Annotated in this window: 10 protein-coding genes and 2 tRNA genes; 5 read left to right on the top strand and 7 right to left on the bottom strand. The window is 33.1% G+C overall.

Features of this window, described 5'->3' with window-relative positions:
* Positions 1-59: 59 nt before the first annotated feature.
* A complete protein-coding gene (gene sppA, locus IQ05_RS02365; RefSeq protein WP_144889453.1) occupies positions 60-1,820 on the bottom strand; it encodes a signal peptide peptidase SppA in 1,761 nt (586 codons plus the stop codon).
* 134 nt (positions 1,821-1,954) lie between these two features.
* Here sppA and folK point away from each other — a divergent pair, with 134 nt between their 5' ends.
* The gene (gene folK, locus IQ05_RS02360; protein WP_144889451.1) at positions 1,955-3,100 is read left to right on the top strand and encodes a 2-amino-4-hydroxy-6-hydroxymethyldihydropteridine diphosphokinase; all 1,146 of its coding nucleotides are present in this window, start codon (positions 1,955-1,957) and stop codon (positions 3,098-3,100) included.
* Here folK and IQ05_RS02355 read toward each other — a convergent pair.
* Positions 3,081-3,611: an RNA methyltransferase gene (locus IQ05_RS02355; protein ID WP_144889449.1), complete on the bottom strand. Its 531-nt coding sequence runs from the start codon at positions 3,609-3,611 to the stop codon at positions 3,081-3,083. The two genes, folK and IQ05_RS02355, sit on opposite strands and share 20 nt — an antisense overlap.
* A gap of 70 nt (positions 3,612-3,681) precedes the next feature.
* A complete protein-coding gene (locus tag IQ05_RS02350; protein ID WP_144889447.1) occupies positions 3,682-4,131 on the bottom strand; it encodes a DUF1573 domain-containing protein in 450 nt (149 codons plus the stop codon).
* Between the two features lie 159 nt (positions 4,132-4,290).
* Here IQ05_RS02350 and mutS point away from each other — a divergent pair, with 159 nt between their 5' ends.
* Positions 4,291-6,924 (top strand): DNA mismatch repair protein MutS, encoded by a 2,634-nt coding sequence (mutS, locus tag IQ05_RS02345; protein WP_167496923.1) that lies wholly within the window; start codon positions 4,291-4,293, stop codon positions 6,922-6,924.
* Between the two features lie 3 nt (positions 6,925-6,927).
* Here mutS and IQ05_RS02340 read toward each other — a convergent pair whose 3' ends face one another.
* Positions 6,928-9,564 carry a TonB-dependent receptor gene (locus IQ05_RS02340; RefSeq protein ID WP_144889445.1) on the bottom strand — a complete coding sequence of 879 codons (2,637 nt, stop codon included), beginning with the start codon at positions 9,562-9,564 and terminating at the stop codon, positions 6,928-6,930.
* Between the two features lie 9 nt (positions 9,565-9,573).
* Entirely contained in the window at positions 9,574-10,248 is a 675-nt protein-coding gene (locus tag IQ05_RS02335; protein ID WP_144889443.1) for a GLPGLI family protein, read from the bottom strand.
* Positions 10,249-10,678: 430 nt separating this feature from the next.
* Between IQ05_RS02335 and IQ05_RS02330 the strand changes: the two genes are divergently transcribed.
* From IQ05_RS02330 to IQ05_RS02320, 3 genes are all read left to right on the top strand, one after another.
* Positions 10,679-10,751: transfer RNA gene (locus IQ05_RS02330), tRNA-Gly, on the top strand.
* A gap of 15 nt (positions 10,752-10,766) precedes the next feature.
* Positions 10,767-10,852, top strand: a tRNA-Leu gene (locus tag IQ05_RS02325).
* Between the two features lie 110 nt (positions 10,853-10,962).
* Positions 10,963-11,313, top strand: coding sequence for a DUF1508 domain-containing protein (locus IQ05_RS02320; RefSeq protein WP_144889441.1), 351 nt, complete (start codon positions 10,963-10,965; stop codon positions 11,311-11,313).
* A 132-nt stretch (positions 11,314-11,445) separates the two neighbouring features.
* Here the strand turns inward: IQ05_RS02320 and IQ05_RS02315 are convergent, their stop codons facing one another.
* Both IQ05_RS02315 and IQ05_RS02310 read right to left on the bottom strand, forming a co-directional pair.
* Positions 11,446-11,670, bottom strand: a complete 225-nt coding sequence (locus tag IQ05_RS02315; RefSeq protein WP_086455137.1) for a PG1828 family lipoprotein — start codon at positions 11,668-11,670, stop codon at positions 11,446-11,448.
* 195 nt (positions 11,671-11,865) lie between these two features.
* Positions 11,866-14,040 carry a S46 family peptidase gene (locus IQ05_RS02310; RefSeq protein WP_144889439.1) on the bottom strand — a complete coding sequence of 725 codons (2,175 nt, stop codon included), beginning with the start codon at positions 14,038-14,040 and terminating at the stop codon, positions 11,866-11,868.
* Positions 14,041-14,220: the final 180 nt, after the last annotated feature.

Raw genomic sequence — 14,220 nt, 5'->3', positions numbered from 1 at the left:
TAAAAAAATCCGCTCGAGCATCATACTCAAGCGGATTTTATAAGCTTTTGATTTTTTAATTACCTAATGTTGATTTCATACGGCAACATGGCTTGTACACCTTTGCGGTTTTGAAGTTTTTTAATTTCCTGCATCACACGGTAATTTTCTTCTCCAATTTCTTCTTTGATAAAAGCAGCTTTTGATGTCGCAAATGGGAATCCAGCAAATAAATCCTCAAAGTTTTTCTCGTATTCTGGATAATTTTGAGTACTGTAAGTCTTTATTTTGGCCAGCTTTGCAGCATTTGCAATAGCATCATTAAGACCACCTATTTTATCTACAAGGCCTATTTTTAGTGCTTCAGATCCTGTCCATACTCTTCCTTGCGCAATGGCGTCTACTTGAGCAAATGTCATTTTTCTTCCTGTAGCTACATGCGTTACAAATGTTTTGTAGATGTGTTCTACTCCTTCAAGAGTAACGGCTTTAAAGTTTTCGTCTAATGGTACAAATGGACTGTAATCAGCTGCATTAGTATGTGTTTTAACTTGCTCGGTATATATTCCCATCTTTGTTGCCAGTGGCGTAAAATTTGGTAAAACTCCAAAAACTCCTATAGATCCCGTAATGGTGTTTTCTTCAGCAAAAATGGTATTGGCGTTACAAGCAATGTAATATCCTCCAGATGCTGCATAATTCCCCATGGACACTACAATAGGTTTTACTTTTTTGGTCAATTCAATTTCTCTCCAAATCAAATCAGACGTTAATGCACTTCCACCTGGACTGTCTATTCGTAAAACAATTGCTTTTACGTCTTTATTATTTCTGGCTTCCTGCAAAGAGCGACGCATAGATCCTTCACCTATTACTGTTACATCTCCTTCGCCACCCATAATTTCTCCCTGAGCATAAATAATTGCAATTTCATTTGAACTATCTTTTGAGAGGGAGGTTGTGGCTACTTTTTGTGCATAATCAACAATAGATATGGTGTTGTAATCTTTATCTTTATCTACTTTCAAAATCTTCTTAATGGCATCATGATATATATCTTCGTAGGCAATAATATCTACCAGTTTTTGTGCTTTTGCCATTTCTGGTGTTCTAGCTTGCAGGCCATTGGCAATTTCATTTAGTTTTGCCACTGGAATATTTCTACTTTTTGAAATGTCATTTACAACAGAATTCCAAACAGAGGTTAACAAAGCTGTAGTTTGCTCTCTATTGGCGTCACTCATCTTGTTTTCAAGAAAAGGTTCTACGGCACTTTTATATTTTCCGTGGCGGATTACTTCCATTTTTAATCCTGATTTTTCTTGGAAATCTTTGAAAAACATAATTTCCGATGAAAGACCTTTAAAGTCCATTTCTCCAACAGGATTGATGTAAATAGGACTCGCAACAGAGTTGATGTAGTACTCTTTTTGAGAATATGAATTGGCGTAAGCCATAACAAATTTTCCTGATTTTTTAAAACTTTCTAGTGCATCGCGCAAGGCTTTGCTTTGTGCCATACCCAATCCAGAATTGCTATTCAGAATAGATATTCCCTTAATATCGTCATCATTTTTTGCTTCTTCAATAGCATTTAATATGTCAATCAAGCCTATGGTTTTATTTTCTGAGAAAACGGTAACCCAAGGGTCTTTGTATTTACCTGCATAATCATTTTGTATGTTTCCTAGATCCAACTCGATAACTGAATTATTTTCAACTACAACTCCTTCAGATTCACCACCAAAAATGGCTCCAATGAGAACAATACCAAAGAAAAACAACATGAAAAACACAAAAATACCAATGATGGTAGCTAATACATTTCCTAAAAATTTCATACTTATATTTTTTTAATAAGTCTCTGAAACCATCGTATTGTTACACAAATGGGAGACTTTTTTATGTTTATTATTTTATGCATAGCTCAATTTGATATAATTCTAAAATTCTTTTAGTTAATTTGCACCCCATTATGAAATCACAACATCAAGTCATATTATCCATAGGAAGTAATCAAGGAAATCGCAAGGAAAATATTTTGCAATGCCTGCACTTAATACATCAAGAGGTTGGTACAATTATCAAAACCTCTAAGTTATATGAATCACCCGCTTGGGGTTTTGAGAGTGAATCCTTTTATAATTGTGCCGTACTAATTCACACGTATCAAGCGGCGCATAAAGTTTTGAATCAGGTTTTAAAAATTGAAAAACGTTTGGGACGTATTCCTAATCTATCATCTGAATACCAATCTAGAGTAATTGATATTGATATTGTTGCTTTTGATGATGATGTTATTGCTACTGAAAAATTACAGGTGCCACATCCTTTAATGCAAAATAGGAATTTTGTTTTGGTTCCCGTTTTGGATCTGAATCTGGATTGGAAACATCCTGTTTTACATAAAAATGTTCCGGAGTTGCTGGCATGTACTCCAGATACAAGCGTTTGTGTATACGTACAAGATCTTGATGAACCGTTGCGTAACATTCCGCTAGAGCGCTATAATTATGTAGCTTTTGAAGGGAATATAGGCGCAGGAAAAACAACCTTAGCATCAAAAATAGCGGAAGATTTTAATGCTAAAACAGTTTTAGAGCGATTTGCTGATAATCCTTTTTTACCCAAATTTTATAAAGATCAAAACCGTTATGCCTTTCCACTAGAGATGTCTTTCCTTGCCGATAGGTATCAGCAATTATCAGATGACTTGGCGCAATTTGATTTGTTTAAAGATTTTTTAGTTGCTGATTATCATATTTTTAAATCGTTAATTTTTGCCAAGATTACACTCGCTGAAGATGAATACCGCTTGTATCGCAACTTGTTTGATATCATTTACAAAGAAATGCCTAAGCCAGATTTATACGTTTATTTATATCAAAATTCAGAACGCCTGTTGCAGAACATCAAGAAAAGAGGACGCAGTTATGAGCAAAAAATCCCTGCCGATTATTTAGATAAAATAAATAGTGGCTATTTAGATTACATTAAATCTCAAACCGATCTCAATGTTTTGATCATTGATGTGTCTGATAGAGATTTTGTTAAAAATCAAGAAGACTACTTGTTTATCTTGAGCGAAATTCAAATGAAAATCAATACTGGAACTGTTTAAATAAATCCCAAACAACGATCCCAGCACTCACAGATATGTTTAAGGAATGTTTTGTTCCTAGCTGAGGAATTTCAATACAACCAGTACATAATCCCACCGCTTCTTGTGAAACGCCATGGACTTCATTGCCAAAAACTAAAGCGTATTTTTTGTCTTTCTCAACTTCAAAATTTTGAAGAAAAACAGCATGCTCTACTTGTTCAATAGCTAGAGTAATCACATTTTCTTTATTTAATTTCTCTATAACTTCCAAGACGCGATCGTAATGTTCCCAAGCAACAGTGTCTGTAGCGCCTAGTGCTGTTTTATGAATTTCTTTGTTAGGTGGAGTGGCTGTAATGCCGCACAGATAAATTTTTTCAATCAAAAAAGCATCCGCGGTACGAAATACAGATCCGATATTGTGTAAACTTCTAATATCATCTAAAACCAGTATCAGGGGTGTTTTTGTAGATTTTTTAAAGGTTTCAATTGATTTACGTTCTAGTTCACTGTTTTCTAACTTTCTCATGGTGTGGAATTATTCAAAAAAAAAGCTTCCAATTTTACAGGAAGCTTTAAAGTATTTGTTGTAAAAAGAATTAGCTTTTTGATGTTTCAGCTGCTAAAACGTTTCCTTTTATAGTAAGAGTTTTAGTAGGAACAACTGCGTTTGATGTTAACGTGATTGTTTTTGTAAACGGCTGTCCTCCTCTTGAAGTATCATATTTAACTCCAATAACTCCTTTTGCTCCAGGAGCAATAGGCTCTTTAGGATAAGTAGGAACCGTACAACCACATGATCCTTGAGCATTTGTAATGATCAATGGTTTGTTTCCGTTGTTTGTAAATACAAATTCTCTTCTTCCATCAGAATTGTGAGCAACAGTACCATAATCAATGGTTTCGCTTACAAAAAGCATTCCTGCTCCATTTACTTTCGTATTAGCAATTTTAGCTTTTACCGGTTTCAATTTTTTTGTAGTTTCTTGTGCGTTCATACCTGTTATCCCAAAGGTAACTAGCATAGCTAAAGCAATTATTTTTTTCATGTCAGTATAATGTTTAATTGTAAGTACAAATTTAATTAAAAAATTATATGTTACATCTAAAATTATATTAAAATGAATACTTTAGTTTGAATTGCGTTCAATTTTATTTAAAAATCTATAAATTCGCCTAAATTTTAATTACCAAATACCTCAAAAAAAGTGGCGTCAAAAGATAAAATAGTCAAGGAAACACCATTGATGAAGCAATACAACGAGATAAAAAGAAAGTACCCAGATGCTTGCTTGCTATTTCGTGTGGGTGATTTTTATGAAACCTTTGGCGAAGATGCAGTTCGGGCTTCAAAAATCCTTGGAATTGTTTTGACCAAGCGTGGCGCAGGCTCCGAGACTGAAACGGCTCTTGCTGGTTTCCCACATCATTCCTTGAATACCTATTTGCCTAAGCTTGTCAAAGCAGGTTTGCGTGTAGCAATTTGCGATCAGCTTGAAGATCCTAAAATGACCAAAACCATCGTAAAACGTGGTGTTACCGAACTCGTTACGCCAGGAGTTTCAATGAACGATGAGGTTTTGCAATCCAAAACAAATAATTTTCTTGCGGCAATTTATTTTGCCAATAAAATCATAGGGATCTCCTTTCTGGATGTTTCAACAGGAGAGTTTTTAACCGCTCAAGGCAACGCCGAATATATCGATAAGTTGCTTCAAAATTTTAGTCCAAGTGAAGTTTTGATTCCAAAAAATAAAAAAGGGGAATTTAAAGAAGCTTTTGGCGAGGACTTTCATAATTTTTATCTGGAAGATTGGGTTTTCAAGGAAGATTATGCCTTTGAAACGCTCACAAAACATTTTCAAACCGTTTCTTTAAAAGGTTTTGGTATTGAAGATTTGAACGAAGGAATCATTGCATCTGGAGCGATATTGTATTATTTGTCCGAAACACAACATAATAAGGTACAACACATAACGTCTATACAGCGTATTGCTGAGGATGCTTATGTATGGATGGATCGCTTTACCATTCGCAACTTAGAGCTGTACCACAGTTACAATCCAAATGCGGTGACCTTGCTTGATGTGATTGATAAAACGCTTTCGCCAATGGGTGGAAGGCTTCTCAAACGATGGCTAGCTTTGCCTTTAAAAGACAGTCATAAAATAAAAGGCAGGCATCAAGTGGTTTCTTATCTAAAAGAGAATCAGAGTGTTTTAAAAAACATTCAAAATCAAATCAAACAAATATCCGACTTAGAACGATTGATTTCTAAAATTGCTGCTGGCAAAGTTTCGCCACGCGAAGTGATTTACTTGAAAGAATCTCTGGATGCCATAATTCCCATAAAAACACTTGCTTTACAAAGTCAGCAAGAAGCAGTAAAAGTAATAGGGGATAGCTTGCATAGTTGCGATTTGCTTCGCGAAAAAATTAAATCCGTTTTAAATCAAGATGCTCCAGTGGCTATTGCCAAAGGAAATGCTATTGCGCCAGGAGTTCACGCTGAGCTAGACGAGTTGAGAGCCATTTCAACTTCAGGCAAGGAATTTTTAGAGGGTATTGAAAAACGCGAATCACAAGCAACGGGGATTTCATCGTTGAAAATCTCATTCAATAATGTTTTTGGCTACTATATTGAAGTTCGTAATATGCACAAAGATAAAGTGCCTACCGAATGGATCAGGAAACAAACACTAGTCAATGCAGAAAGGTATATTACGGAAGAACTAAAAGAATACGAAACTAAAATCCTAGGCGCCGAGGAAAAAATTCATAAAATAGAAGTCGAATTATTTGAGCAATTGGTGAGTTGGATTGCAACGTACATCAAACCAGTTCAAATGAATGCGAATTTAATTGCACAACTTGATTGCTTGTGCTCATTTACTCAGTTAGCTGTTGAGAATAAGTATGTTTGTCCTGAACTTGATGATAGTTTTGAATTGGATATCAAAAACGGAAGACATCCAGTGATAGAAAAACAATTGCCTGTAGGTACGCCTTATATTGCAAATGATGTTTTTTTGGATAGAGAGACACAGCAATTAATAATGATCACTGGGCCTAACATGTCTGGTAAATCAGCAATATTAAGACAAACCGCCTTAATTGTACTTTTGGCGCAAATGGGAAGTTTTGTCCCTGCCGAAAGTTTACGAATGGGAATTGTAGATAAAATTTTTACAAGAGTAGGGGCAAGTGATAACATCTCTATGGGTGAGTCTACTTTTATGGTTGAAATGAATGAAACGGCATCTATCTTGAATAATATTTCAGATCGAAGTTTAGTTCTATTAGATGAAATTGGTCGAGGAACCAGCACCTATGACGGAATTTCGATTGCTTGGGCCATAGCCGAATTTTTACACGAACACCCATCTCAGCCCAAAACCTTATTTGCTACGCATTACCATGAATTGAATGAAATGAGTGAATCATTAACACGTATACAAAATTACAATGTGGCTGTCAAAGAATTAAAAGACAATGTTCTTTTTATTCGAAAATTAGTAAAAGGAGGAAGTGCACACAGTTTTGGGATTCATGTAGCCAAAATGGCTGGAATGCCTCAAATAGTCATTTTAAAAGCCCAAAAATTACTCAAGAAATTAGAGCGCAACCATTCTAGTGATGCCTTAAATGGTACTAAAACCTCAAAGAAGGGATCAATACTAAAAGGAGAACCAGAGGAGCCAATGCAAATGAGTTTCTTTAATCTTGACGATCCTTTACTTGAAGAAATAAAAGAAGAGATCATTAGTCTTGATATTAATACCATAACGCCTATGGAGGCGTTAATGAAACTCAATGAAATTAAAAGAATGTTGAGTAGGTAGCAATTAAAATTTATATTTAGCACCAATATTGATATAACCGGCTAATGTTGAAACGATAGTTTCTGTGTTGAATCCTATATTGTTGCTATTAGTAAGTATTTCCGCATTGTTGATATTTAATATATTATGAGCATTACAGTAGAATTCCCAATTTGAATTTTTACTAGAATATCGTATGTTAGGTGATATTTGAAGCATTCTTCTTTCAGAACTATCTAATTTAAATATTGTATTTGTAGCTGCTAAATTCCAATAAAAGTCTTTTTTAAACATACCATTTAAACCTATGTAATTTTGTAAAGTGTATTGTTTGTTTTTTAAACCGTTATTAGTAAAATCTGAAAAGGAATAATTACAGCCTATTTTTAAATGAATAGGTGAATGTTTGAAATTAGATTTTAAGTTAACAGAATTAGAAAAATAGTTTGAGCTATATTTTGAAAGAATAGAATTTATAAAAAATTCTTTTTCTACACTTGTAAAATTGATATTGAAATCTACATGAAAAGTTTTAATTTTTCTGTCAAAAAATAGCATTACTGTTGTTAATTTGTCTTTTGGACTTGTTGTAAATTGAGATATGGTGTAATTATTTTTATAAATCAAATTAGAACTTAACGCTTTGTTACTGTAGGTGTGACTTGCGTTTAAAATTAGGGCTGTGTTTTTACTAACATTAAACTTAAAAAAGTTGATATTAAATTTGTTTGAAGGGAATAAGGTGTTAGGTTTTAGGTTTTCATTTTCTAGGATGCTTCGATAGTCTTTTATAATGTAGTCAGGTATAATATTTTCCTGATTTGTAACGCTATTGTTAAATGAGTTAGACAGTTCTAAGGTAGAATTACTATTGAATTTTAGTTTAAATGACGTAGAATAGCCTATGAAATTATTAGATAATTTTTCATTATCATTGATGGTATGTAATATCTGATTATTGTTTAAACGGAATAAAAGTCGAGCTTTTGTAAAGACAGGATAGGTCAATCCTATTTCTTGAGAAGCTTGTTCGCTAGTATTTTTAAAACTATTAAAATATTCAGGGTTTGTGGTGCTCAAAGTTTTAAAGTTGTGTTTATGAATAGCATAGTCCGCTTTTAAATCAATAGAAACTTTTTTTAAGTTTAGGTTGTAGGTAGCATCATAACCAGATTTTTGATAACGATTGTTACCATTTTGTTTAAAAACAAAGTCATCTTCAAAGTTTAAATTAAGAAAAGATTGATTAGAAAAAATTTGCCCTGCAGTTGACAAGTTATTAGTATTAAAAAATGTATTTACGGTAAGAAAATCGTTCTTTATTTTTTTTAAAAGACTAAAGTTGCTTTTAAATAAAATTTTATTCGATTCATTGTTTTGATTAATGCTGTTTTCAGATTCTAGATTATTAATATCGTTATTACCTTGTATGGCATCATGAATTAATCTGTTTTCGAGTTTAAAGAGAGTGTTTTCATTTCTTTTATGAACAAGTTTTAAATTGGCTACGCCAAAATTATTTTTTTCAAAAGAATTTATTTTTTCAGTAAAGGTCAGCTTTGAATCTGTGAAACTTTGTTGTGTAACTATTTTTTGAGTTACATCAGAATTATTGAATATGGAAAAAAAGGAAACTTTCGTTTTCTTTGTTGGACTATAAATATTAGCGAGATTAAAAAAGTTAGTATTTAATTTTACTGCATTTTCTCCAATTTTTAAAAACTGAGGTAAATCAGTAGAATTTGCATAGACAACGCCGCTTTCTCTAGTTTTTAGTTGTTCATCATCTCCCTCTGTAATTGAGAAATAATCATCATCTCCAATTCCTTTTTTGCCTAAGTTATTACTATTTTGTATTAATGAAAATTTATTTTTCTTTGTAAAACTGTAAAGGTTAGAACTGATTTGTTTACGATCTCGAGAATTACTTTCAGCTTGTATAGAGCCTTTAATTTTATTTTTATAACTATCTTTAAGTAATATATTTAAGGCTGTTGCACCAGATGGATGATTGGTTTTTAATTGATCAAATGAGGTGTGGTTTTTATATAATTCTATTGATTTTACAGCATCAGATGCTAAATTTTCGGTAGCTAATTGATGTTGTTTTTTGTATAAATTTTCTCCGTCAATGAGTAATTCATTAATCTCTTGACCATTCACAACTATTTTACCTTTGCTATTGGTCTTAATTCCAGGAATGTTATTAAGAAGATCTTTAAGATTATTTTCTGTGCCGTTTTTAAAATAATCTACATTGTATTTTGTTGTGTCACCACTTATTTTTATAGCGCTTTTTTTTGCTTCCAAAATAATTTCATTTAGTGCTTGAGCGTTTCTAGAAAGTGTTATCACGGGAAGGATCATATTTTCTTGTTGTACTTCAACTCTTTTTTCTAATGTTTTTAAACCTAAATGACTTATTTTAAGTAGATAATTAGTTGATTTTTTTAAGTTTTGTAGTTGAAATACACCATTGTTGTTAGATTTTGTAAATTGTAAAATTGCATCTGAATTCACTTCCTTAATAATTATATTCGCATTTTCAATAACGCGATTGGTATCATCTACAACAGTACCTTGAATTTTAATTTGTGCAAATAACGCGGTATGATAAAAAAGCCAAAAAATAAAGATGTAAAATACTGATTTGTAATTCATTTTTAAAATTTAATTCTTTAAAACTTCAAGTTTTACAACAGTTTTTATGGGTTCTATGATTGTTTTTTCTGTTTCACTAAAGGTGAAATTTTTAAATTTAAAGTTAAATATTTTTCCAGATGAAGCCTCAAATATAAAACCAGGCAGACCATTCAGTGATATAGGTCCATCATTGATAGGTACGTCTTCACAAAACCAAGCTTCAACATTAAATGTTCTTCTTCCAGTATTCATATTTGTTGTGGCTTTTTTACAGTTAAAACCGTTGATCATCTTTGTCTCATTGGTTATAGTCCACTCGTACAATGGTATTGGTTGTTGAGTATAGGTTTCTGTGCCATCACTTTCAAAATTTCTTAGGTAAGTATTTGCTTTAAAGTCTTTTATTATTGTTGACTTAGAAATCCCTACGGTTTTGATAGTAGACTCTACTAGAATGTCATATTTTTCATATTTTTGAATTAGGGTATCTACAGTAGTGCCACGGCTGTTAATTAATTTTTGTGATGATTTGTTATCATGAAAAACATATTCATACACCTTTGGTATTTTTGAAGTTTCACTTAATTTGGAATCGTCTCCCACACCTTCAAGAGTTTGATTGATGTAAATTCCTCTCAATGTTTGAGAAAAACTCGTTGGCATTGATATGAAAAACAGGATTATTAGCACTACTTTTTTCATTGGGATAGTTTAAAATTTTATAATTGCAACAGGTATTCTTTAAATTAACAGCTTTGGCTATAATAGCTAAAATACTTAAAATTAAGAATACAGGTATAATTATTCTGATTTTATTGCAAGAATAGTTCGATTATCTAAAGCTTTATAAATGTAACAACAATATGTATTTGTAACTTCATGTTCAAACTCATTAATTTCATTTTTTAGCTCCATAAATTAGATAATAGACAAAGTTGTACTTTTCCCGCTCTTTAGATACATTATGGTTAATACGTCAGGATTAATTATTTTTGTTTATAAAAAATAGTAAATCAGTGCATTACATTTTTGGTTTAATTTTTTTATAAAAAAGGCTTGTTTAATTCAATAAATGTGTTAAATTTGCAACCGCAATACGAATCAAGTAATGCGGTTCTTTTAAATACAAAATGCGAAAATAGCTCAGTTGGTAGAGCGCGACCTTGCCAAGGTCGAGGTCGCGGGTTCGAGCCCCGTTTTTCGCTCGAACACCTCTTAATGCTCGGATGGTGAAATTGGTAGACACGCTGGACTTAAAATCCAGTGAACAGCAATGTTCGTGCGGGTTCAAGTCCCGCTCTGAGTACAAAGCTCCTTCGTTTGAAGGGGCTTTTTTTATGACCTTTTTTTATTGCTGATTATCTGTGGTTTTAGTTGTTAGTGGGTTAATTGTTTTTTATCTTTTTAATAATATGTATGGGTGCTTTTGTAATTAGTAAGCGGTATAATGAGGAGTATAAATTTGTTTTTACTTCTAGAAAAGGGAAGGTAGTTTTTACAAGTTTGAGTTATGAGTTGAAGTTTGAATGTGAGGAAACCATTGAGCAATTTAAACTTAAAAGTGATACTGCTGATTTTTTAAAGTTCAAATCTACGTCAGGTAAATTTTATTTTAAGCTCATGCTTGAGGGGAGTCATTTTGCAACAAGTAGAAAGTATACCACGTCCTTGCGTCTTCAGAAAGGTATTGATGAAATTGTACGCTACGCATCGGTATCTGAGACGTTAGATTTTACGTCGAATGATTTGATATTTTTAGAAGATTAAACTAAATATTGTAAACTAAAAAAGAGCGCTTGGAATCAAATCCAAGCGCTCTTTTTAATTATGACTGTACTCCAATAAAAAAGCCATCTCGCAAGGCGGATGGCTCTTAAAATTTTTAGAATTGAGTTCTAATTATTTTTTTGCAGCTTCAGTAGCAACTTCAGCAGCTTCAGTAGCAGTAGCAGCAGCAGAATCAACAACAGTTGCAGCAGAATCAACTACAGCAGCAGCAGAATCAACAACAGCAGCAGCAGAATCAACTACAGCAGCAGCATCCTCAGCAGGAGCATCAGCTTTTTTACAAGAAACAACAGTTAATACAGCAACAGCAGCTAAACTTAAAAATACTTTTTTCATCTTAATTTAATATAAAGGTTAATTATTAATTCGTGGCAAAGATATAAATTTTTTAATATGTAAAATATTTTTTTATTTTTTTTTTGAAAAATAATATACTTTTTACCAACACTGTATTTGATTACAATTTTTGTGCCAATTTTAATAAAACAAACGGTGTTTTTCTTGTTATTAATTTTTGAGCAAAATTTGACTTTATTTTGTGTTTAACTTTTTTGTTGTCAATCTTTTACTTTTTTTTGGGTGTACCAGTTTCAACTCATTGATTAGATTTTTCGCCCCAGCGTATTTATCCATAATGAAGACCACATAGCGGATGTCTACCATGATGTTTCTACAGATACTTGGGTCGTAATAGATATCACTCATTGTACCTTCCCAAACACGGTCAAAGTTCAAACCTATCAAGTTACCACTAGCGTCTAGAGCAGGGCTTCCTGAGTTGCCTCCAGTAGTATGGTTTGTACCTATGAAACATACTGGTATTTTTCCGTTTTCAGCATACTCACCATAGTCTTTCTTTTGATACAAATCGATCAGTTTTTTTGGAACATCAAACTCGTAGTCACCAGGAATGTATTTTTCCATTACACCATCTAAATACGTTATTGGGGTGTACAGTGTAGCATCTTTGGGTTCGTAGCCTTTTACTTTTCCATAAGTAACACGTAAGGTACTGTTTGCATCTGGGAAAATTCTACTATCGGTATTAAGTTCTAATTGCGCCTTCATATACATGCGTTGCAATGCCGTAATCGTTTGGTTGATTTCGTCATACTTAGGAGCTACAAGTGTGTTGTAGCTATCTGCAAGTTCTTTTGCTAAAAGATATCCAGGATCTTTATTTAAATTCGCTAAAACGGTTGGCGCGTCTCCAGTTAACACTTCTTTTAAGCCGTTGAAGCTAGTTAATCTTGAATCGGTGTATATTGATGTAGCTAGACTTTTGGCGTCAATATTTTCTAAACTTTTCGGTAAAAATTGTTTTGGGGATTTTGTAGCGTACAATGCTATCAATTGTTCAAAAACTTTTTCGTCAACGGTAGCATTGAAGTTTTTATAAAAATCAGTCAAGCCTATAACTAAATTGTTTTTTCGATCTGTAAAGGCTTGCTCCCCTTTTGATTTGTATACTTGTTCTAATTGATACAATCTGAAGGCGGTACTCAATAGTTCAGTATTGCGTTGTACGGTTTCCATAAAGTAATCTCTAGCTAGCGCGTAAGGAGCAATTGCTTTATAGTTTTTATCAAAATCAGCTAAGAGTGTACCGTATTCTTTTTCTTTACCTGCTTTAGTAATTTTTTGCTGAAAAGCTTTTTCGGCCTCTCTTTTTACTGCTACAGCATTCGATTTTTGAAGTCCTTGGGTTTCGCCAATCCATTTTTTCCAGTAATTAGCAATACTAGCATATTTAGAGGCGTACTGAATTTTAATAGCATTGTCTTTACGCATGAATCCGTCGGCTACTTTTAAGGCTTTATCGCGTATTTCAATCTTTGCAGGATTAAGTTCGTTGACAATTTGTTCGATGGCTATAGATGGTAGGTATTCATTGGTTTTTCCTGGGTAACCAAAAACAAGCGTAAAATCATCTTCGGCTACACCGTCAAGAGAAATAGGTAAGAAGTGTTTTGGAGTGTAAGGGAAATTGTCTTTGGAGTATTTTGCGGGACGATTATTTTTATCAGCATAAATTCGGAATAATGAAAAATCGCCAGTATGACGTGGCCAAACCCAATTGTCGGTGTCAGACCCAAATTTCCCTATTGATGTAGGCGGCGCACCAACCAAACGCACATCAGAAAAAGTCTCTGTTACAAAAAGAAGGTATTGATTACCTTCATAAAAAGTACGAATTTTGTTTTCTTGCCAAGATTCTTTCGGGAAAGAGGCACTTAATTTGGTGATGTTTTCTTGAATCTTTTTTTGTTTGTCAGCTTCGTTTGCTAGTGTTGCTGTACCTTCAAGTATTTGCGTAGTTACGTCTTCAATTTTTACCATAAAAGTAACAGTCAAATTTTCGTTTGGCAATTCGTCTTCCATTTTATAGGCCCAAAATCCATCAGCTAAATAATCTTTTTCAACTGATGAGTGCGATTGAATTTGAGAATAACCGCAGTGGTGATTGGTAAGTAATAAGCCTTTTGGGGAAATCACTTCAGAAGTACAGCCACCATTAAAATGCGGTACTGCGTCTTTCATACTAGACTGATTTACATCATAAATGTCTTTTATTGACATTTTCATGCCAAGATTCTTCATTTCGGTTTCATTCATTCCTTTCAATAAAGAGGGAATCCACATGCCGCCTTGTTGTGCTTGTGTTTGAATGACAAATAGTAATAAGAATAATTTTAAAAATTTCATTAGTATATAATTTAGTTTGAAAAAAGTGTGATACAAATTGATTATTAATAGGAACGATAATGTAATTAAAAAGTGTTTTAGTGGCGTTTTCCTTTCCACGTGCCACCATATCTGTAAGTGGGCAATGATTTTGATTTTTCGCAGCAAGATTGACAAACGAAAATCCAATTTTTTCCTGCT

Source organism: Flavobacterium tiangeerense, from assembly GCF_007830355.1.
GTDB lineage: Bacteria > Bacteroidota > Bacteroidia > Flavobacteriales > Flavobacteriaceae > Flavobacterium > Flavobacterium tiangeerense.
Note: the sequence above shows the minus strand (reverse complement) of the source record. Positions and strands in the feature narration are given on the sequence as shown.